The 25,660-nt window shown below is 44.3% G+C and carries 4 protein-coding genes; all 4 read right to left on the reverse strand.

Annotation, left to right across the window (positions count from 1 at the left end; translation table 11 throughout):
* The gene (locus F0227_RS03640; protein ID WP_171751807.1) at positions 1-1,995 is read right to left on the reverse strand and encodes a preprotein translocase subunit SecA; all 1,995 of its coding nucleotides are present in this window, start codon (positions 1,993-1,995) and stop codon (positions 1-3) included.
* The gene (locus F0227_RS03645; RefSeq protein ID WP_345775792.1) at positions 1,988-4,078 is read right to left on the reverse strand and encodes a peptidase M50; all 2,091 of its coding nucleotides are present in this window, start codon (positions 4,076-4,078) and stop codon (positions 1,988-1,990) included. Before F0227_RS03645 ends, F0227_RS03640 begins: the two co-directional genes overlap by 8 nt.
* A 59-nt stretch (positions 4,079-4,137) precedes the next feature.
* On the reverse strand, positions 4,138-5,985 hold the full coding sequence (locus F0227_RS03650; RefSeq protein WP_171751809.1) for an HlyD family efflux transporter periplasmic adaptor subunit: 1,848 nt from the start codon (positions 5,983-5,985) through the stop codon (positions 4,138-4,140).
* Positions 5,986-6,061: 76 nt separating this feature from the next.
* Positions 6,062-25,588: an LEPR-XLL domain-containing protein gene (locus F0227_RS03655; RefSeq protein WP_171751810.1), complete on the reverse strand. Its 19,527-nt coding sequence runs from the start codon at positions 25,586-25,588 to the stop codon at positions 6,062-6,064.
* Between the last annotated feature and the right edge of the window lie 72 nt (positions 25,589-25,660).

Raw genomic sequence — 25,660 nt, forward strand, 5'->3', positions numbered from 1 at the left:
CTATGTCCTTTGATTGGTGAAGGAGAGAAGTTCGTTCTGTTTGTCATCTCGTTTCAATAGCTCTTTACGAACTCTCTGATGATCATTCTCAATTCTGCGCTGACAATAACGAATACAGAGTAATAGTAACCTGCTTTTAATTGGTTGATAAAGAGGGATAAACATGATTTTACTCAATATCTTTGACCATCGATCACTGAGAATACTGTCTTGCAGTGACAGAATATACTCATAGCTACCAGCATCTCCCTGACGAGCACAACGCCCTTGCAACTGTCTATCTATTCGCGATGAGTCATGCAATCCAGTAATAATGACATGCAGACCGCCGAGGAATTCTACCTGCTTAGTTAGCTTAATATCGGTTCCTCTACCCGCCATACTCGTAGCAATCGTGACTCTTGCGGCCTCTCCTGCTTTCGCTACAATGTCTGCTTCCATTTTGTCTTGCCGGGCATTCAACACCTGATGTTCAATTGCAGAGTCATGTAAAATAGAGCTTAGCTGTTCCGATGCAGCTAAAGATTGTGTTCCTACCAGAACGGGACGATTGAGCTTAAGCATAGCCAAAATCCGCTCTGTCACGACTTGCCATTTTTCACTGTCGCTGCGAGTCACCACTTTTTGCAGCAATACCCTCTTACTGCGCTTATGGGTCGGAATCGTCACGACGGGCAAAGCATAAACATTCCACATCTCAGCTTTTACTTCTTCCGCTGTTCCTGTCATTCCAGAAAGATGATGATAATGACGGAAGAAGTTTTGAAAACTAATACTGGCCAAAGTTTCTCTCGGAGCGCTAAGTTGGCACCCTTCTTTAATCTCAATCAGTTGATGAAGTCCTTGCTGCCATGTTCTATCCGGCATTAAACGACCCGTATGCTCATCAATGATCATCACTTTGTTATCATCAACTAAATACTGTTTATCGCGCAGAAATAGGTGCTGTGCCGTTAATGCTTGCCTTAATAACTCCAATCGCCTTACCCGGCCTTGCCACAATGGTCCCAGCTCTTTTGTGATGGTTAACGCTTGCTCTTCTCCTTGAGGCGTAAGTTCAATTTGCCGCTGTTGCCGAAGAATTTGGTAGTGCTTTCCTTCCTGCATATAGCTCGCCAGAGACATGGCCTCTTTATAAACCTGTTGTTGAGCCTGTTGAGGAACTTCATTACCTGAAATGATCAACGGAGTATTAGCTTCATCCAGTAACACGCCATCTGCTTCGTCCACCACCGCAAAATGTAGGCCTCGTAGCATCAGCTTAGAAAGCGGCTGTATACGCTCTTCTCCTTGTAATTGCAGACCATAAAGGTGTAATGCATGATTTTTTCCATCCAAAACGATGGCATCTTTTAAATAGTCAAACGCCAACTCATTGTTGGTGCAATAGACAATGTCTTTGGCATACTCTTGTTGACGCTGAGGTAGAGATAGACCTTGCACAATAACCCCTACGCTCAATTTTAGTCTTTGATATACCGGTTTCATTAACTCGGCATCCCGAGCGGTCAAATAGTCGTTAACCGTCACTAAATGAGTGGGAACTCCCGCTAACGAAGCCGCCGCAACGGGTAAAGTAGCCGTAAGGGTTTTTCCTTCTCCTGTCTGCATCTGGCCAATATTGCCATGCAGTATCGCTAACCCACCCAGTATTTGGCTATCGAAATGCCACATTGATAGCTCTCTTCCTGCAACTTCTCTTATTATCGCAAAGCTTTCAACAACCAGCGAGGTGGTTAAACCCTGCTGACGCAGCTTTTTACCAAGCAGCACAATCTCTTCGTCCAGTTGTTGTTCACTGATGTTAAGCAATGATTTTCCACGCCGCTTAATACGCCATAATAGAGGCCTATAAAACCAACTGGACGCTCGAACCGGGCGGCTAACATAAGCGGTAATAGCTCGCCACCAACGAATCATCAGAAGCTGTCGCTCTATATTATTTTGTGGGCGGTCAAGCGTGGTTGCTGGCCTTCTTTGCGGACGTTTATACATCGAAGTTTCTTAAAAATACGCGTCGAACATTTCGATACCAGCGCCAAATTAACGGCTCTGATGGATGCTCAAACAGAACATAAACTCGTTCATCAAATCGCTGTTTGGGAATACTCTCTATATCCAGCTCAATACGAAAGTAACGCTGATAACTTTGCAGTCCATGTTCTCCGTTAGGGTCCAGTATAATGTCACCTCCGCCCTTGGTACTTAACACTTCGCTAGGTAGCTGCTGGGTTGAAACCGAAATATCATTATGTTTTTGCGCCAGATAGACTTGATTAGGATCAGATGCAAATCTCAGTTCAATCCCTAATGTTTGGTGGTTGACCCTATCTATGTCATCTTCAGCGATCATCACCATCAAAGGTAATTTCTGATAATCAATCACATAGCCTATCATTTCGCCACGAGATAAATAGCGCCCTTCCAAGCCAACTCGATTGGCAATTACCCACTCTCCTTGCGCTTTACTCTCGACAGTTAATGCCGCTAATTCTTGAGTAGAACGATGCAAATCTTGTTCGATAAAATGTATCTCTTGCAACAAAATGTCCGAACTACTGCGGTCACCAACACTGGCTTGGTAACGAACCTTAGCCTCGTTTAACTGCGCCCGCAGTACATCTACTTTTGCCTGTATGTCGGCATCTTGCATCTCAACCAGAGGTTGTTTGTTAACGACTTGGCTACCGGTCTCTTGCAAAATTGAGGTAACAAATCCGGACACACTTGCCTTTACATAAGCTTGAGAAGGAACATAAAGCACACCCTGAGAATAGGTTTTATAAGGGAAAGGGACGAGACATACCAATACAAAACAGGACACCAATAGCAATGCCAACGAGCTATATATTCGGCTACGCTTACGCCTCAACTGCGGATCTGTCATAGGTTTCGACACCACTTTTATTACAGGTAAAAATAGACCGGACCACACTGACCACGTAGCCAAGAGCACTCCTACAAAAAAATACTGTAAGGCAATAAACATAGATATCGCCATCATCACAAATAGACGATAAATATAAGCCACCACCGCGTAGCTCACTAACCAGATAGATTCTGATACGGTTTGCGCGGATGATTTCAAGCCAGTCATGGCAAAGCAATATCGTTTCAGCAAGTAAGCCACCTGCGCGTTGCCTCTATTACCAAGGTTGGGGATCTCTAGATAATCAGACAGAACATAATAAGCATCAAACCTCAATAATGGATTGCCATTAAAAAGTAGGGTTGAGAAACCGCCAATCACCATCACATTGAGCGCAATGGCTCGAACCATTCCCGGCTCTACCGATGCCCATACAATCATGGCTAATGCCGCCATCAAAAGTTCGCCTAAAACGCCAACAGCACCAACTAGCATGCGTTGATACTTATGTCTAAAGGCTGACGCAGACGATGCATCCACATAGGGCACAGGCATAAATAGCAGCAGCATGACACCCATTTCATGGACTTCACCACCCCATCGTTTTACCGCGTAACCATGTCCGAGTTCATGGGCTAATTTAACTGGCGGATAGACAAACATCATCAATAACAGATTATCCACCGCAAGCAGACGATCACTGACATTTTCAGTCAATGATGGCCAATTCAGCGTGGCTAACACAAGTGCAAACAACACGGTGACTAACCACAAAGCGCCACCAAACCACGAGTAAATCCAGCGAACAAATGGCATGGTAGCGGTTAAAAAGGCGTCAGGATCTATCAAGGGGATTTTTATACTAAGAGGCGATTTTAGCTGCTGTATCAATTTGTTGCGTTTCTGCTTGGTTTGTCTTCTCTGCAGCTCCTCGATATTTGGCAAGGCATCCGTTTGTACTAAATTGGCGCTATTTAACTGTCCCACCAAAGCGATGACTTCATCTTGGGTTGGCAGTTCGTCCGCAAGCTGATGGCACGCGATGTCCCAAATCTGCTGAAGAGTTTTGTGCCCATCCATTAATCCAATTAACTGATATGCTTGGGGAGTAAATCGTTGAAACTGCCCTGTGACATGATCTTGAAGAACGTACCACACCGTCTCTCGGTACACATGGCGATGAATAGTGGCATGTTTTCTTAAGCGCACTTTCAAATCCGACACTTTGTACCACGACGAGCTGAACAGGGAGGCTGACATTTAGGCTTTTATCCCCACCAAGACCATACTTTTAGGCGCATCCACTCCGTCGCCTCTCTAAACCAGATACTGGCAAGAGCTCGGTTATCTATATAAATTTTACCAATCCCTTCCATTCCCGGTTCAATGTTCAATGTGTCGTCAGTAAACTCTCCTTCAACAATAAAGTAGCTCTGACCATCTTTCGATATGGTTAAAGGCGTCAACTTACTAATGGAAAATGAGTAATTCTGCTCCGGTAGTGCCGAAAGTAATAGGTTCCCCTGTTGACCGAGCTCAATATCCGCAATACGGCTCTCTCTCACCAACATTTTAAGACGGTAGTTATCTTGTGGAGCCACCATCAACAAACCATCACCTTTACTTACTGCGCTGCCTAAACGCTGGCTTAAATCTCCATCTATGACAAAACCATCAAATGGCGCCACAAGTTGCCCACGTTCAAGTTGGCTGGAAACCAGGTTAATCTGCGCCTTAACTTGCTCCGCTTGGGCGTTAATAATATTGATTTTAGCGCGGTCACGCAGCGCTAATGCCTCTTGATACTGTCGATTCAATTTGGCTTGTTCTGTTAACCACTTTAATCGCTCTAATCGCAGGTCTCGATCATCCATGGTCACAAGAATCTGACCTTGTTCAACGGTGTCACCAGCGCGAGCACTAGCCGACTGAATGTAGCCGTCATAAGGAGAAACAATGGCTCGCTGAATAGCACTCTCTACCATAGCATCAGTGGATAATCGATACTCTCCTGTTGCAGAAGATAAAAATCCGACCACCGCGACCACGAAAATAAACAACAGCTTGCGCCCCAGATATCCTGCACCTAAAAGGCGAGACAGCTGTTTTGCCGATGAATCACTCGCCACTTTCCACAGTGGACGTTCACTGATTCTTTTATCTTCCAATGCGGGCATAACTAAATGGACAATACCCTGACATGCATTAATCTGCTGCTGGGTTAAGGGGGCTTGGGGGTTAGCTTCAAGCACCATGGCGCCATAAGTGCTACCAGCAAGATAGATGGGAATAGAGAGAACATAGCTGTCTCCCTGACTTTCTGACAACAACTGATGAGCGAGCAATATGTCTGCGCCAGCAGCCTGACTATCGGATTGATCGTTAACAGGAAAAGTCATCACCTTACCCTGATCAAGGCACTCATCCATGGTCTTTTCGATTGCACGAGTGAGGTTCATTTTTTTGCCAAACTGAGTGCTGTGGGAAAGATGTTTTAGATGGCAAGCTTTGTTCTTATACTCTCCCAAACTGACTCGATCACAATTAAACAGCACAGCCAACTCAGTAACCAGACGAATAACCGCATTCGGATAAGAGGGTTCAGCCAATACCCGAGCCAAAATATCCACTCGATCACTCAAATCTTGTTGGCCATCATCAATCTTCTGCAGGCGCTGTTGGTACTCAATGACCTCTAAACCGGCAACACTCCACTGAACAAGCGATAATGCTTGTTGTAACCCTTGCTGATCGTCCACCTCTATCGCCATCGACACCAAAGCAAAAAACTGCCCTTGCTCATCACGTAATGGATAGAGCAGTGCAAATTGCTTATTGTGGGCTAATTGCGCAACCTGTGGTTGCTCACTCTGCAACTCTTGTTGTGACAAGTTTACTAACGCTGCATAGCTATCATCCCCCTCATTTAATGAGGCGGTTACTACGATGGCGTCATCCAGCATGACCTGTACTTGTGCCGATAATAGACCGGGTATAAAAGAGCGGTGCTTTTCAAGCCACTGCTGATAATAGTGATCAATTACCTTATCTTTAGCTTCACTCGTCAGTTCGGAAAATGCCAACTGAGACTCAGTTGTACCGAGCTGCTCTTTCATAGTTCCATATACCTTATTATCCTATTCCGTTCGTTATCAAAGTAAAAATTAAGACTTAACCTTACTTATCATTAGCTTAAGCCACTTTTTCTTTCTCTTTGCTCTTTTTCTGCTGTCCTTGCGGATTATTCGTCATCATTACCCAGCCACCAACACTGGCTATGGCAACATTAAGATTGATACCCGATTGTTGACTCTGTTGTTCATTATCAGCATCACGGTTTTCATTCTGTAGGTGATGGTCATCTTCGGTAGATTCGCTATTTGGTGTCATTTGTGGTTTGTTTTCAGCCTCTTCACCACAAAGTTCACCTTCGGCACCACTTTGACATTCAACGTCGTCCTGCTGAGGCTCGCTCTGTTGTGTTTCACTCTGTTGTGGTTCAACCTCCCGTTCAGCCGCCGCATCCGTCGACGACTCGACGTCATCCGCGGTAATGACTTGAACATTATCTTTACCTTCAGCCGAAGGAACCTCACTGACGACACCAGCAGCAGTCGGTGCGGTAGGAATTACGAAATCTGCCCCCTCACTTGCGCCGGAACCTAAGCTTTGGAAAGTGCCATCTAACTGATCAAAGGCATTTTGCGCCTGACTAGTAAACACTGTGGTTACTGCCACACGACTTCGAGCAGCCTGACCCAGATTGGATTCAGCAAAGATCTGCTTGGCATAACCAGTAAAGAGATTTAGCTGTGTTTGGCGAATCAGGTCTAAACCGCCTTGTGCCAAAGAGATGACCGACGTTGCTTGTTCATTATCCGATCGAGCATTAAAGGTAAATCGGCCGTAGTCTCCCAGTAGAACATCCTCATTAAAGTTGGCAAAGAAGAGATCACCACCGAACTGCCCTTGCATACGGTCGAAACCATCTCCACCTAGCAAGGTGTCATCCCCTCCAGTAAAGAGGTCTACAGCTTCAAAGATGATGGTGTCATCATTTCGAGTGATTTGAGAGCCGTCGCCACCGATAACATCATTTCCTGCATGACCATCCAGATGATCACTGCCAACGCCGCCGAAGATAATATCTTGTCCACTACCACCTGTAACGACATCTCTACCACCCAAGTTGGTTTGCCCTGTTCTAGCCAAGACATATCGGCCACTAGCGTTACTAACAATACGACCGTTATCACCAAGAATTACACTCTCACCAGAAGTGTTGATAATGGTATCACTGCCAACACCAGCGATAAGTTGATCATCGCCAGTACCAAGGTATATGGTGTCATTGCCTCCGGTCGCTTCAGTGACATCGGTGCTCGTTAATGAGATACGAACGCCTTGCAGCACGTCGATGGAGCCATTATCTGCGATAATAGAGTCCGAACCTTGATTGCCTTCAATTCGGTCATTGCCATTACCGGCAATAATGAAGTCATCACCTTCATTGCCATAAATTTGATCGTTACTTCCTTGGTCGATTTCTACCGTGCGAAAATTGATAACGTCGCCAGTCGTTTTAATGCGGTTGGTTTGTGGGGTCAAACTGATTACCCCTTTATCACCAATAATAATATCGTTGCCTTGATTACCATAAATAATATCTTGGCCCGTTACTAATGTATCCGCCGTTTCTTGGTTATCGCTATCACTGCCACTATTTACCACGGTAAGCACTTGGCTTGAACGGTCTAAACGCGTCGAGATATCAACATTAAATCCTGCATCCCCGTATATATGATCATCGCCCGCTAATCCCGTGATAGTGTCATTACCTGAACCACCCGCAATATGATCACCATATTGACTACCTATGATGATGTCATCGCCTTTACCACCATAAATAACAACTGACCCTCCGGCACCAGAGGCATCGATAAAGTCACCTGCAGCATTATCATATTCTCGGGCACGGTCGGTTTTTTGATCCGATGTCGCGTTATAACTGCTGCCGTCCTGTACCGTATCACCCAATAAGATCAGGGCTCCGTCACTGTCACTGCCGGTAACGGTCAGTTTATCAACACCACCGCCACCATGAACCAGAGTAATAGCACCTTTCGCCGTACCAGAAACAGTAAACTTGTCTTCTCCGCTACCTAGTAGGGTCTCAACAACTTCCACATTGTGATACTCAACGCCAGCCCCCATTCCTAAACCAGTAATGGTTGATGCGGTAAGCTCACCCGTCGAGGACTCAACACTGCCGTCATTAAACAGGGTTAACGTATCGGTTTGATTGTTCTCATCGATCTGAATATCCACAATCGGCAGTTCAGTATCACTCTCAGAAGGAAGCATTACCGATTGAGTCAACGTACGTTCTTTACCTTCAGGCACGCCACCGTGGATGTTAAGTTTACCTCGAATTTGAGTAAGCAAATGAGGTTGTAGCGGTGGTTTCTGAACCGGTTGACTGGTTGATTGCGCATCGTAGTCTGGATTGACGTTTAACGTAATCGTAATCGCTTCATTCCAGTTTTCTGCGGTAAAGGTGACGCTGTTATCTTCAGCATTAAAACGTTTATCATCACAGCTAAATAGCGTCTGACCATCATTTAACAGATTCACTGTAACAGGAGCCTTAGGCGCTCGACTTAACACCAAGCTATAGCTATCACTCTTCTCACTATTCACAACCGTTGAGCCGTGGCTAGCGGTCACCAATACTGCGCCTTTATCATTATCTTCAACGATAATATTGATCTCAGATTCTGCTGTATTCAAACTGGAGAACCCTGAATCGGCGATATTGCTACTGGTTTCAAACTGGACAGTAGCGCGATAACTGTTTTCAGTATCACTATCATCAATGGCATTAACTAATACCGTTTGAGTTGAGTTCCAATTGCTATGAGTAAAGGTCAAAGTTTGATCAACAAAAGAGAGCTGATTTTTATTATCCCCTGTAACAATTTCACTCACTTTAACGGTAACAACCTCTCCCACATCGGGTTGCTTAGTTAGCGTCACATTAACTTCGGTTCCTTTGCTTCCTTCGGCAATGGAAGCAGGACCTTTTTGCACAACAATCACGCCAGCCTGATCATTGTCATAAGTGGTCAACTCAACATTATTGATGTTCAAGTTATCAAACTCAGGGTTAGTACTGCGGATGCTATGACTCACTACGTACTGACGAACACCTTCCGCAACACCATCGTCTATCGCTTTTACATGAATAGTAAAGTCATCACCCCAGTTAGTTTCAGAGTCATAAGTCAATACCAGCGACTCATAGAAATTTACCCCATCAGTAGAGATCAATACCCCACCCGTTGGATTGCTGCTATTGCCTCTGTTTCGATCGCTGGAAGAGACTCTTGCCGCCGACACAGTGATATAAGCGACAGTTGCAACGTCTGGTTTCGGCACATCTAACGACACTTTATAACTGCTTTCTAAGCCGTTCTCACTAACCGTCATATCTCCTTCAGTGTCGATGGTAACGGCACCGGTATCTTTATTGGCGACATTAAGAGGTAAGCCATTAACAAAGATACCGTTATAAGCAGGATCATCACTAAATACACTGTGATTAATAAAGCTGCTGCGCCCTTCTACGGAGTATGAAACAACAGGTTTGGTTACATCGCCAGCCACATGGAAGTTATCAGAACCTAATCCACCTATGATGGTGGTCGTTACATCTTCATTGGTGCTAAGTACATAGAAGGTATCATCCCCTTCTAATCCATCCACTTCGGCAATTTCTACTCCTTGATAACCGATATTAAGTCCGGCACCAAATATGCCATTTTCGGTAATAATAAAGTTATCATCCGCTTCAGTACCCAGTACCACAACGGTATCCACTCCTGCACCACCATCAATTTTCAGCGGAGCATTAATACTGTATTCAATATTATCGGCACCATCGCCACCAAATAGCTCGACATCGACACTGTTGGTGGTGTTATTGGAGCCTTTTTGAAGGAAAGCACGCACAACAAAGTTATCGTCCCCATCCTCACCATATAGTTTGGTAATGGCCTTGTTCGAGTAAACCGTTATCTGATCTTCTCCGTCACCACCGTACACCACCATTGGCAGGCTGTTACCTTTACTGAGGAAGCCAAGAGTTGTTTCGGTGGTTTCTATATCATCCCCTTGGGCAACTACGCCGAGATGGTGTTTACGATCCGAGCCAAATAGTTGTCCAATTTGGAAACTATCATTGCCTTTACCCCCATCCAGTGTCGTGATGCTGCTATTGTCATCGCTATAGAAAGCATCATCCCCCTGCAACCCATTAACCGTTAAGCGGGCATTAATATTTCGGTTGTAGTTAATACGCTCTACGTTGCTACTGTATCCGGCAGTGCTATCACCATGTAAAGCAGCAACAAAGTTGGCACGTAACAAGAAGGTATCATTCAGCTCAGTACCATTAATCGTTAAGGTATCTGCGCCTTGGTTCTCTAAGCCACTATCAACGACATCAATAACATAGTCAGCATCATTGCCAGTTCGGTTTATGGTGTAACGGTCGGTGTCTGCTCCACCATCCAGCACCATTTTTCCACTGCGACTGTGTAGCTGAGAAATGGTGATTCTATCTTCACCCTGATAGCTATTCACATAAACGTCACCACCAATATTTTGAACATGAATATCAACGCTGTCGTCTTGCGTATTACCATGAATGTTAATACGTTCACCCGCGTAAAGGTGCCCGGCTAGATCCACATGACCGCCCGAGTCATCCACGCTGTTGTTTAACCCTTTATCTACATAAATATTAATATCTGTTTTGGCAGAAAGTTGACCATTTTGCTCAACAATGACGTCATCACCGGCATTGATATTGATTTCACTCAATCTAGACTTCACCACAAAACCATCTTTAATGGTGATGGATTCATTGTCGCTTTCACTATCTCTATCAATCGTGGTTAAGTTTACTTCGCTACCCGCAACAATATTTTTGGAAATCGTTAAGCTATTTTTCGTCACAATGGAGACACTGCCACCAGCAGTAATGCCATCAGGAATACTCTCCAAGACACCACCGATATTTAATGAACGGTCATTAACGATATAAGCATTACCTGACGTAGACTTCCCTTGCAGATGTCCCACTCGAGTGGTTATCGCCCGACCAAACTCGCCGATATCACTTGCCGCGAACAGATACGCTTTGCCTGACTCTAAGTTTTGCCCCGATTTATTGTCATTGAGAATGCGCCCTGTCGGTACAGCAATGAAGGCCGTTGCCGTCAAACCGGACTTGATGCTATTTAGGTATAAATCACCCATAGTTTCTATCACATAGCTACTAAGCTCGCTATCGATAGTCAAGTTGTCACCGGCTTTTGAACCGCTGTCGATCTCTATATCTTCACCAAACGCCCCGACACTACCAGTACGAGCAGTAAGAGAGATGCTTGCCCCCACAATATCGGCTTGCTCGCCAACTTGATCATCGACGGCATCTATAATGGAATATTGTGCGTGAAGATCTACGTCACCAGATAGCGACTCAATATGATCAATATTCATACTGATATCTGTTTCATTTAGCCTAATATCATCACGGCTATTGGCGGTGATATTTCCTCCAGTGAGGTGGATATCCAACCTGTCGCCGGTCTCACCAATCGCGCCATGCAGGGCGGTGAGTTCAATATCTTTGGCACGGATATTTTCATAATCGTGGTTAAGAGCATCCACAATGGAGCCATTGCTCGCCAGCAAATCTACTTTGCCATTGGCAGAGTACAAGGTGCCAACATTAATCGTTGAGTTTACTTCTGTTAATACGATGCTGTTTTTTGCTCTTGCCGTTAGAAGGCCATCGGTCCCTAAATCAATAGTGAATCGTTGCGCCTCACTACCAATTGCACCATAACCTGCCTCCAAGACTAAACTGGATGTTGCGGTTACCGCTGCGTTAGAACTGGCTGCATCGATTAACGACTCTTTACTCTTAATTCGTACATTGTCGGCAGAGACATGAGCAATAATCAACGCCTTTTCAGAGCCAAGATACAGATTACGGCTCGCAGAAACATTCACATCTGATACCGCTAAAATATCGATATCTTCACGCTGGTCGATCAGCACTTTCTCTACTTCAATTTCATGATATTTAGAAGCCGAGACAATCACAGCACCTGCCGCTTGTTCACCATCAACTTGCTTGAGATCCATCACTTGACCAGAAATACGCTGGATTTGGTAGAAGTTGCCTTCGGTCTCAATATAATCATTGAGTTGATAGGTTGAATTATCCCACCCATTAACATCATTACTCACAATCGTGGTTAATGTTGGGCTATTACTAATTGCTGCAATATCTAAATCTACTGAAGATTCGGAGGTTAGATCTGTAGACGTTAAAATTAACCTAGTTCCATCACTGGATATCGACGCGATTTCATAGAATGTTCCTTCGTTATTGCTATTAGCACTATCTCCCGCAATACGAATTTGCATACCTGCGACAAAACCATCTTCTCGCCAACTTCCTGACTGACGAACGATTTGATCCCCTGCCACCGAGTCAACGACATCAACAGTAATATTGGTTACTCGTTGAGAAAATAGGAAGTAAACATCGTTGCGTTCTGCCGCAGCCAATTGGACTCGCTGCTGCTCAGAGTAATTATTATCTAATACTATTTCGACACTACCATTAGCAGAGCCAACATCGGTTTTCGCTTGAATGTGAACGCCTTTACCTGCGGTAATATTCGCACCTTCAATGGTCGCTTGGGTATTGGTAACCGGTTTTAGCAGGCTGCCACTGACTAGGTTAAGCAGATCATTTTCACTCCATTTAACTATATGTCCGGTTAATTTAGCGATTTCTGACTCTGACAGTTCTGCGCTGTAATCAGCGTCATACGCCCCTGTACCAGCATACCGATCATGCAACTGCTGAAACTCTGCATCTCGTTTGTTGTTCAGTGTTTCAATACCATCAGCAACAAATGCCTCAAGTTCTGCGCCACTTTTTCCGTCGGCAATACCTTGTTGAGTAAATTGCTCAGTAAAATAGCTTTTTTCACTATCGCTGATCACCGCTTTTTGGCCAGCACTGTATTCGCCACCAAACTGACTGTTTATTATCTGCCAATATTGGTGGTACTGGCTCTGTTTGGCATTTTTTGCTGCATCTAAAATCTGTTGGCGTTTAATTTCAGCAGCATCGCTACCATCAATAAGTCCGAGGTTTTTCCATAGTCCGGTACTCAACTCGCTATAACTGCGTTCATCTCTAACCACATTGGTGTTCGCGTCAATAAGTGAACCATGTGCAACATTGATGTGGACACTACCGGCACTTGATTGAATAGAGTTAACACGTAAGTCACCATCCGTTTCACTGACAAATATATTACTATTCGCTTTGATAGAGAGAGCGTCTTTATTGAGCGAGCCTCCATCTATATTTAGTGCAAGTGTATCGCGGCCAACATGGGCTTCGGTGTTGAGGTCAATAACCCCACCACGTACTACGCTACCGCTCGTTGCCGCCTCAATACCACCTATTGCAGAAAGGAATATCTTTCCTCCGCTATCTAGACTATCGCGCTCATAATCGGAAGCAGAAGTGATATTACCAGCCATCAAAGGACCATCATTTTCAACAATATTAATGCGTCCGCCATAGGTTCTTGCGGACAAACTTGCTGATGAATCATTGGTTAAGTTGGTGCGTAGTGCGGTTCTCGCAGCATTAATACTTTTATCGATATTGATAGCTGGTGCATAGCCAATTTCATCGGCTGTCAGGTCTATAATTTTGCCACCAACACTGGCGGTTTCACTGCTGTAAATGCCAGAGCCTGCGGCTTCAATAATGGTTGTGCCGTGCTCATTACTAATATTGCCTTGAACAATCACATCGCCACCACGATTAGACTTCACTGTTACAGAGCCTTGCTCTGCTCCAGTGAAATTAATGGCGATGCCATAATCAGCTTTAATGGAATGGGTGGCAACATTGCGGTACTTTCTCTCTCGAGTGAACTCGGTATAGTAGGTTTTTTTGCCCCACCAAGTACTTTTTTTCCATTTGTCGGTAACAAAAGTTTGATCCGATAGTTTTACTTTCTCGTAAAAGTACAGATAAGGGGCATCATTATCATTTTTAGGATCGATTAACTCAAAGTAAGCGCCTTTTCCTGTCAATTGCGCTGGGCTTAGTGTTTTTTCATCCTCTGGATCAAAATCGATATCATCAGGATCCGCAGACAAAGCGTCTATACCCGCCCAAGACGATTTAGACTCCACCGTTCTATTACGCGTATATTCTTCTTCTGCCATTGACCACTTATAGCGCCAGCCCTGTTTAGGTGTGTAAGTTAAATCAACATCATCTCCGGATGCAGAGGAAACAATCTCTTCACCGTACCTCTGAATGGTGTTTAGACCATCTTTGCTTTTGGTATAAATTGTCTCGAGTATCTCACCGTCTCGACTCTTAGACTTATCTTTGATAATTAACGTGCCTTCACCACGTTGAGACGCGTCTAGACCCATAATCTTAACGTCTAGCTGAGTATTATTTATCACCTCAATACCGGCATACCCACCAAGCAACTCAATTTGTGAGTTTTTGTTGGTATTCATGATATTGCCTTCTAAGCGAATATAGCCACCGGAGACACGCATATCTCCTACGACAATCTGATCATTTCCCACATCGTAATAAACAGAAAAGTCTTTGTTTTCGATATTTAAACGCACCAAACCAGAGGCGCCAGACCGTTTTATATTATTAACTTGAGTTTCAATACTGTCATCAATGGTTAATTTAAAGCTTTCAGTGCCACTCTGAATTTTTCCGTTAATATTGATAAATTCTGCGGTAATAGAAATACTATCCGCGTAGATGCTGGCTGTATCAGCATTACGTTTAATCATATCATCAATCGCTTCTGGGCTAGCTCTGTCCAAGCCATAGTTACCAATAACGCTGTTCCATTTATTGTACTCTTCGCCAGAAGTCGAGAAAGTTGACCCCGGAGGTAAGCCAATGGTTGCCGAACCTCCGGTATAAATTTCGTTCTCTTTGGTGTCAATCTTGCCGTTGATGGTGATATCACCCGTTCCTTTAGGTCCATCAACGCCTTTTAAGCTACGTAGTGTCAAAGAGCCTGTTCGGTTCTCAATATTGCCTGCAACTGTAATCGATGGAACCACCAAGCTCTGCTGAAACGAGGTCTCATTGTCATCAGGGTCATTAACCTGCAATTGATCAGCAAATCTCTCCGCCAGCGCTTTTTTGGCAAGATCAATATCCACATCATTGGTGATAACGATTGATGGATCGGTTGTACCACCATCTTGTAGTACCTCACCATTTAAGTAACTGCCACCATTCTCTTGGGGTATGGTGATATTGTTAACCACTAACGCTGCAATGGTATGATTGGTGATCTTAATTGATGCGTCGCCAGGAACAACTATCTCACTTGATACTTTCTGTTCAAAGTCGTCTGCCCGAACATCTACCCGGCCCGCTTCTGCATGAATATCATTAAGCACAATAACCGGAGTGCGCACTTCATTACGAATAAACACATTTGGTTTAACCTCTTCCAGCAAGCCTCTCTCTTTTAGTTGCTGTTGAAGTCGTTTAACCTCTTTTTCATAGAAGACCACCAGTTTTTTACTCTCACCTCCTGCAACTGAACCTCTAAACAAAATTAACTGACGCTCAGCGTCTTCCAATGCATGCAACAAACTAGAATTAAGAGCGGCAACCGTACTGCTATAAGTGATACCTTTGAGTATTTCGTTATCTTGAAGACCAAAACCATCCAATACGGTATTTTCATTTCGTACTACATGAGCATCATCAACCAAGCCATTATCATCTAACTGATTAAACTCTATCGATAAATGTCGCTGTATACCGGTTTCCAATTTACCTGCATTGATAACCTTGCCTTCAGCACTACTGTGCAAGTCACCACCAAGATCTGCGGTTCCTCCTAATTTAGAAGCCCAATTGACGGTTTTTGTTTGCGATGCCATATCAGCAAAACCAAATCGCTCTGCATGCAGATTCATCCGTTTAGCGGTTTGTAAATGTGCCCCCGTACCCACAGTTATGGTATTACTCTGAACCAGTCTTGCGTCCGATTTAACAATGTCAACGGGAATAACACTGGCGGCAAAACTGTCTACGCTGGCATGTACTTTATACTGATCGCGATTAAATAAAGTATCGGTTCCCGCGGAAATATTTAGATCACCATAGGCTGCGATTTTTGCTTTTTCATCGACGACTACCGTATTGGTCGGGGTAATATCGGCTATTGCACTGGTTTTAGTTACCGATACCGCACCAGCTGAATCGGATTCAACACTGGCAACAAACTCGCCTTTTCCTCGTGCGGAAATTTGCACATCTCCAGATGAGAATATCCTTGCTCCTTCAGCAATTTCAACGGTTGCATTTAACGCTGAGTCTTTAATTTTTACTTTAGCAAAGGTTCCAGCTGCCGCTCCCACCGCATTCATCACCACTTCGTCTTTCACGACAACATCATTGAGTGCATTGAGTGCAATACCATTATTATCATCACCACTAATGGCATAGATATCGTTATATTTGCCAACGCGTACTTTGGTATCTAAATTCAGTTCAGTGCGACTGTCTGCCCCAGCAGCAGAATATATTCCCGCTGCTACCGCATAAATGCGTCCATCATCATCTTTTCGAACACGATTGATCGCATCAACCGTAATATTCTCTGCTTTAATGGCGACATTCTTTCCGCTATCTGATGCCGCCTTAGTGCTATCGTCCCCTAAGTTGACATGAACGTTAGCGGAAATTTCGTTGTCAGCGATAGCTCCAGAGCCAGATAAAACCCCACCTGATGCAGCTTTTACATCTGCATCAAAAGCTGTCACGTGCTCAGCTTTTATCGACAATTGACCTGATTTGGCTGCACTGTTTTTCTCTGCACCATCGGCCTCTACATCATTGTTAACGTGGCGTTCAAGTGTAATGCGACTGCCTTTTGTAATATCAACTTGGGTGTTACTGCTACTCGTCACACTGGCAGAAACGCCTGCACCTGCAACGAGTCCTCCACTGCCTGCTATAGCGACAAGATCATGATCTTCATTGCTATAAGCACTAATTGAAAGGTTGTTGCCTGAGTAATCAGAGTTTTCGAAGGTAACCAAGGTATCTAGCTTCGTCTCTACTTCAGATAAAACAATGCCTGCTGCGATAAACCCAACGGAGAGACCATAACCATGTACGCTCTGAGACATATCTGATAGTGCTTTGATGTTACCTTTATTACCTACTTTCAATGTGCTGTTAATAACGTCAGCCCGGCTGTACCCTTTAATATCACTATTAACAATGACACCCGCTCCGGAGAAGCCTATTCCACCAGCAATCGACACTGCATAGCCTTTTGCTTCTAGGTTCGCTTTTGCATCTGAAACTAGATCAAACTTATTATTGCTCGTTATCTTAGCGCTATCTATATAACTTCTCACCCGCATATCCGCTAGGTTTGAGACCTTAGATATTCCGATAGAGACAGCCGCGCCTTTAGGTGCAAAACTAGCCGCCACTGACGCGGCTATGGCTGTTACTTTTATGTTAGATGTATTACTAGACCCAACCGATACATTATTTGCCTTAAGTTCATTACTGTTCTTGATATAACTTGTTGTTAGAGAGTAAATCTCATTAGAGACTCCAATACCTGACGCAGACAGAGCTAAACCACCGCCACCGGATCCAGTGACTGCCATACTCGCAACGGTTACATCTGCATCCACAGTGAGATTAGATGTAGCAACGACATCAACATCCCCTTTGACGTTAATATTACTGTTCTCTATGTAGCTGTATACCTGAAGACGGTCGTCATCATTACCGATATAGTTGTTTGCCTTACCAACCCCTATTGATACACCAATCCCGGCTTTAGCCCCAACAGCAACAGACGCTGATGCCGCTATAACACTGGCGTCAATATCTGAGATATTGCTAGCACTAACAGTAATATCTCGACTGTTTAACAACACAAGGTCAGGTAAGTCATTACCTTCACTATCTTTTCCTTGAGGCTTTATGGTAGTACTGGATATGTCGCTATTAGTTATATAGGCTTTCGTATCACCCGTAATTATGTTCTCAGCTAGCGCACCTGCCCCGCTTAAAGCAACGCTTAACTTAGAACTCACCGCTACAGCAAGAGATGCGGCGGCAGAAACAGCATTAATGTTGTTGTCCGCGACAGAACTGACGGTGATATCACCACTGTCCATTTTGAGCTTAGAGCTAGCACTATCGCCTGCTATATAAGCTATTGTGTCATTGTGAATACTGTTTTTCGCGATTGATGCGGCAATGTTCAGAGAGGCACTTACATCTTTACCCACAGCCGCAACGAGAACTGCTGTGGCCACCGTCGCATCGATACTCGCTTTACTCGTACTTGCTACTGAGAGCTCTCTGCTGGTTATCTCTCCCCCTTCAACATAACTCTGTACATTGGTATAAACTGAGTTGTCGCTCTTAGCTCCCACACCCGACAAACCAACCGCAGCTTTACCTGCTACTACAGCGACACTCGCCGCAACGACCGTTGCATCAATGGAGGTGGTACTTTTCGCAGAAATATTTAAACTACCAGAGGTGTTGAAATGACTATCTTTAGCATAAGCTCTCACTAACGAAGGCTTATCACTATCGCCAATATTATTCTCAGCTAAACTCACCCCTAACGCTAAGGATGCAGCCACTCCGTTTTGAGTTTTTGCTAACCCAGCGCTTCCTGCCAAGACAACTGAAGAAATCGCGCTGCTGTCTTCTGCTTCAATGGTAATTCCAATGTGCTCTGTTAACGCTTCTTCACTGCTCAACTGTTCTTTAATGGTAGAACCAACCACTGATGCTTCAGTATCACTGAATATATTATTTATTGCTTCAGCACCCGCACCAGACAATGAAATTTTGAAGGTTTGATCATTTGCTTCCGCAAGCTGGGCACTAACTGAAGCGGCCGTGACATAGCTCTGTATCTCTGCATCATTTTTAGCGGTAATATTAATTTTTGACCCCGCTTGATCTGCTGACGCTAAACGGATAACACTATCTCTGTTCACCTTTGCCCGAGTCGTACTACGAACGGTATTCAAACTAAGGGCAGCCCCAACAGACAAGCCAAGAGATGACCCCTTAGTAAGGCTTGCTCCTAATGCTACAGCTAGAATACCGCTGCTGTTATCAGCTTCGACCCTAACCTTACCTTGAGCTAACGTTATGTCACTATGACTAATATGAGCATTAATATCGCTGGTAATGCTGTTTTCTGCTGTGGTTAAATCAACCGCCACATTGCCCGCATACGCTACCCCTAACGCACCCGCGTACACTTTAGATTGATCCAGTGCGACAATGTCCACACCATACCCTTGACCGTTCTGCTCACGAACGACTAAAGCATTCACGTCACTAACATGAGCATTAATGGTGCTGGTTACCTTATTCAGGGAGATATTGCCGGCAATTGCAGCACTTGCTTTAGAACCATTGGAAGTGTTCGTGGTTTTAGCATAGGCAGCCGCAGTTGAGACAGCGATAACTTGGCTATCATTCGTGGCGTTTACAGTAACCGCGTTTAGATTGGCACTGTTTATATTCTCCATGCTGGCGATTACAGTAATATCCACCGTATTTAGTAACCCGACACCAGCAGCCGCTAATGAAAAGTTCTGTGAGGATGCTTTGGAGTAAGCGAGAGGGAAAGCGATAACATTGCTCTGCTCTTTAGCGTTCAAACTTAAATCATCACTGGTAAAACTGGCGACATTCCGTAGCGATGAAGAGACATTACTGGTTAGTTTATTGGCAATATAAGTACCAGATATTCCAATACCTAAACGACTTTCACTCTGACCTGACGAGGTTTGTGTCGGTGCGACACTACGACCAATTTTCGCGCCGCTCATAGCAGTAGCAATAATGCTTCCATCACTGACGGCCTCTATATGGCTATCACCATGTACTGTGATATTGCCGACATTGGAACCGTCACTACCCACTACGGCGTCAGTTGTTTTACTTACATCATTAATAACATGAGCCGTGCCCAACCCAAGGGTATTTGCTTTGCTTTTACCTAAGCCTAGTGCAAACACATCAACCGTATTACTGGCCTCTACTCGTAACTGTTGAGCAGAATCTGACGATAACAAAGGATCCGAACCAATATTGGCAGTAACACCTGATTCTATCTGAGCACGAGATGTACTATCAATGGTGTTACGCATGCTTAAACCCGCAACGCCCAGTAAACCTCGTCCTGAACCGTGGGAATTTCCGTAGTTAACAACCAGTGCTTTACTCTCTGCATTAACCGTTAATGTATCGGCATCCACTTTAGCGCCACTTTCAATGACTGATTGACTAACAGTAACGACTTTATTAGAAAAACGACTCGCCCCTACTCCGTTCTCACTGCTTGATGATCCCAACATCGAATCAAATAATTTAGTTTTTGTTGATGAGGTATTGCCAATGGTATCGACCGATTGATTAAGTGAGAACGATGTTAAATGAACACTACGACTACTGCTGTTAGGAACTGCTTCTAACAGTTTACTGGCACTGCTCGCCACTTGCGTTGTTGCCGCCCCATCTTCGTCAACAAAGCTATTACTTAGCTGTGAGCGCTGATTTATTTTCACATTTCCTTTTACTCGCGAGTCAGAAATTTGTTTACTCTCGAGCTGAGCAAAATTTAGAGCCAACGACACTTTAGCTCCAGCGGCAACGGCTTTAACACTGTTATCCGCAAGATAGAAGTCGTTATTACCGTTAAGTAAATGATTAGGAAGATAGGTAACTTTATCACCTAACAATAGCCATCGGCTGGCATCACTAAAGTCTTCTGTTGCTAAAACAACGTTACTATCATCACCAATAAATTTATATATCGCATCAAGCTTAGAAATGGCCGGTTTTTTATCATCTGTACTCTGCTGCCAGACATACCCTTTGCCATCAACAAACTGCAACAAATCTCCCTTTTTCACGGCATAGTTCGAGCCAATATCGTCTTTGTTTACCACGCTCGGTTTATTATTAAGCAGAGCGATATCATCGCTATTTTTTCCTGCAATGCCGGTTTGATTTTTTGCTACTGATTGAACAGACAAGCTCTTCAGCACATCTAGCTGGGTGTTTCCTTGAATGTGTGCCTCTGCACTATTGCTCAACTCACCTATAGATACAGAGACTGCGCCGCCAAATGGCACTTGCTTAAATGAACTGCCCGTTCCTGCCGAACCAGCAACTTGCTGATATTGAGAAGGAGTACTCGCCGATGATGACGTGGATGTAATTAATCGAGCATTTACTGTGGCCGATTGAGAGAGATCACCAGCAACTTGGATATCACTACTCTGGCCGACTTGACCAATGTAAGAGTTTACAGTGTTGCTTTCGTTTGCATAAACAAATGCCAGACCGGCAGTCAATTTAGTAGGAGCAAGACGATTACCAGGCATCAACTTAGAAGCCATGCTTTTCGGTGCCTTTTTCGCCGCTTTCTCTTTTAGACCATCTTTAATTTTATCAATTTTGCTTGGAACACGGTCAATTTCAGCTTTGGCTTTTGTTCCCCAATGACCATTCACTTTGCCTTGAATATGTTCAGCATTAACTTTTGCGTCTCCGGCCACCAATACCGTCCCCGCAAGGGTCGCTACTGTTTCGTTGTTGGTGAGTTTAACCGCGGCACTGGCTGCTTGTTTGCCTTCATTTCCGCCATCGCTAATGGCAGCCACGTAACTAAAATCAAAGTTACGACTTTGCACGGTCAGATCACCGCCCGCCACGATATTGGCTGAGCTGGATACCGTCGCTGAACTTTTTGAGTCGATAACACCAATAGCAACACTTTCAGAAAACCCGGTGGCTATTATTGGTTTAGCTACCACATTGAGATAATTGTCGGTTCTAGTTGTGATAGAGACATCGCCACTAGCAATGATGTTGCCGTTCATATTGACTGTTGCAGAAGCATCTAGTTTTCCCAGAGCGACGCTAACCCCTGCCGAGAGAGGCTTAGCATCAACTTTGGCAATAGTCGACGCATCAATAGTCACTTGACTGCCTTTGATCTCGGCACTTTCTGCCACTGATATGGAGGCAGAAACGTCAGAGTGGGAATACCCTGCAAACAGGCTCAAACTATCTAATGCATTTTTAATCTCATCACTTTCAACATCATCAGCAAATTTGGCAGGAGGTTTGCTCAAACTGCTCTGGTTATGGCTCAAATTGGAGTAAGGATTGGATACCGCTTTTGCCAGCAAGGTAATATTTTTGCCGTTAATAGCGACATCGCTATTAATAGTAATACTCGCTGTTAGCTTATCTATGTTATAGAAACCTCCACCCACCAGACTGTTCTCTGAGTGAGTGGCCAAAAGAGAGATATCACCACTGTTTTGTTCTGTATTGCCAACCGCCAACAAGGAAACACCGTCAGAAATGGTAATATTTTGTGCAATTAAACGAATGTTACCCGCACCACCAGCCTCGTTTCCTGTGTCGATGTTACTTTTTATAACGATATCACTGCCGTTTGTCGCTTTTAGTTCAACGGAGATACCTTTAAATGTCACATCGGTATTCAGGTTAATGCCATTGGCATTCTCTTTAACTAGAGTGAAATCCGCACTTTCATTGATAGTCACCCATGAGAAATCAGACTTGCTTAGTTCAGAGTCCCCCCCATAAGCCACCACTCTATTCTCAGCATCATTATTAAGTAATGCTGACACTTTCTGCTTATCTATATCGGTTCTATTGCTAATATCTACACGAAACTCAACCGCGCCACTTCCGCCTTTTAATGTGGCGTTGCTATCACCAGCATCTAACACTTGCTGCATCGAGCTGGCGCTACCATCAAGTAGAATGGCATTGTCATTTGCTTTTAACAGTGCACTAAATTTCTGAGCTTCAGAACCAATTAGCTGAGTGGTAACAAGAACCCCATCGCTGTCTTTCCAGCTTACGCTATCGTCAGTGATGATCAGCGAAGTATGACTATCATTTGTCGCGGCTACGATCGTGTCATTGCCGCTATTGCCGGTAACTGTTTGGTCACCCGCAGCAAGGTTAAATCGATCATTACCGCTGGAACCATAGTAAGAGTCTTTGCCGCCATTCCCCGTAAATGACACTCTCTGGGCCGATGCTAACAAGCTAAGGCCAATTCCGTTTAGTGTTGAAGAAGAGACCACCTCTGACAAGCCAAGAATCGTTAATAGCTGTTCGGAGCCCGCCTCAGCCTCAATCGCAGACAATCCAGTTAAGGTTAATCCGCCTTTGTTCTGATCAAAGGTCGCGGTTAACTTACCATCCGTACGCGAGTCTGACTCATTGATAAGCTGTATAAGATCCGCTAGCGTTGCCACTTCACTAACGTCAATATTTATTTTGCTTTGCTCGCTATCATCAAGCTGAATATGAAGCGTTTTAGTCGCGACTTGTTGCCAACCTTTCACATCAACGAGTTTTGTTTCACGGGTCACGCCATGAAATGCGCTCGCATCGAGATGATCATCCCCATCACCACCAATGAGAGAGGCCAATTCAACACCATCAATGGTAGACTCTGCCTCTGTTATGGAAAGTGTATCGCCAGTCAATACGACTTCTTGCGTGCCATCTCCCTCGGTAGAGAGGTCCACAACCAGCTTATCGGTGCCGGTTCCTGCATCAATTTTATCTTGACGGGCACTGTTTATAACAATGGTGTCGTTCCCCTCTCCTGAAGAGATGACATTGCCTGCTTGTGCGCCTGTAATGCTGTCATTACCGGCATGGGTATGGATAATACCGTGACCAGAGAACGCCGAAATATCAATGACATCGTTGTAGGCGCTACCAGAGAGAGAGAGGGTATCCTTGCTATCAAATTGGTGTAGGTTGACTTGGTGCGTTACGGAACTTTCTTCGGATAATGGCTGCAACTTTGTTAGCGTCAGTTGATACCCCGGTGACGAAAGCGCTTTTACCTCTGCTTTACCGACGTTATTAGCGTAAAAAGTATCGTGTCCAACACCTCCGGTTACCTCATCACTCCCGCCAAAACCGATCAACATATCACCATATTTTGACGCTTTGATGGTGTCTTTTAACTCTGTCCCTACCAGTGTAATAGAATAAGGGTTTTCGGCGTCACCGGCCTCAGATGCATCCAAACGTTTACCCGTCGTATCACCTTCAGCGGACAATGCTTTCAAATATACTCGGTTAATATTCTCTAAAGTATCCTGCTCAGAACTCCCAATAAGAACGGCATTGCCTTTCATGACAAAGTCTGCAGTTCGTATTGAAACAACCTCATCATCGCCTTCATTGCCATTTATGAGATCGTTTCCTGCTCCCCCTGTCAAAATATCATTACCGCTGCCTCCCAGTAGAGTATCCTCACCGGAACGGCCATCGAGATGAACCGCTATCTTAGCTGCAGAAAAATCGAGTTTATTATCTTGTTCATTACCATAAGTGGAGAGCAGTTGAATATTTTCTATATCGATGGTGTGGTTGCTCGTGAAACCACCCTCAGAACCAAACTGACCAATCTGATACAGATAACGGTTCTCGCTCGCTCCAGCGGTTAATTTAATATCTTTACCATCAGTTTTATCTAATTTATAAACCGTGTTATTTACACCGCCTTGACCCTTTATTTTGTCTCCCACTCCGGCTACAAAGGTATTATTGTTGTCATCACCAATAAGGGTATCTGCTTTACTGGAACCTATGACGGTATTAATACCAAACACAGCATCAAAGCCTGTCGCCTTGCCCTCTTCTAGATTGACGGTAACAGATTGATTATGTTGAGAGTAATCGAGATAATCGCTACCGCTGCCATTGATATGGTCAATGCCTGAAAATTCAATCCCTTTATAAGCAGGGGTTTTAATAAGGCTATCCGAATTGTCCTGCAATAGAGACAGAGTCCCTTTACCACTGCCTGTTATATGCCAATTAAAACGGTGGTTGATGGTCGTTATGCTGTGCTCTGAATCTTCACTCGTTGTCGCATTGATCTTCTCAATATTTTCAAAGCGTACTAACCCATTGCTTCCCATGGCGCCAGAATGCTCACCATCTATTTGCCACTTGCTTGCCGTAACATTGCCGGCGGTTTGAACTCTGTCGTTACCTTCACCACCATCAAACTGCAGCACAAAATCTCTGTCACCCAGATCTAGAAACGACTGGTCAACCGTTAAAGTATCATTACCATCACCACCATTGACTTGAATGATGCTGTCGGACGGAATATCACTGATTTTTTTGCTGCCGATCACCTTGCTATCAGAGCCCGTGGTGTCCACCAATTGAATGATCTGCTCATTTGCTTCATTGGTGACCACTTCTAATGTTAACTGAGCATTGTCATTATCACTGGAAAAGGTCGCAATAGGATCTGCAGAAAGTAGTAACCTTGGCTCAAGCTGCTCTAGACGGAAGTTATCCATCGGCACCTTAATTGCGTCTCTATTTTTGTTGCTTAATACGGAAGAAATACCTTTAACCAACTGACGTAACTGAGGCAGTCTTCCACTACGACGTGAATGAAATAATTTACCGCGAGTGTTGTTTCCGCGTCGATGCAATTTAGTAACCATAGGATTAACCTAAACGTGTGTGGCTCTACATCATCCAAAGAGCCACTAGTTTAATTTTTGTTACCATCCAAA

This window comes from Vibrio sp. 99-8-1, from assembly GCF_013114595.1.
Classification (GTDB): domain Bacteria; phylum Pseudomonadota; class Gammaproteobacteria; order Enterobacterales; family Vibrionaceae; genus Vibrio.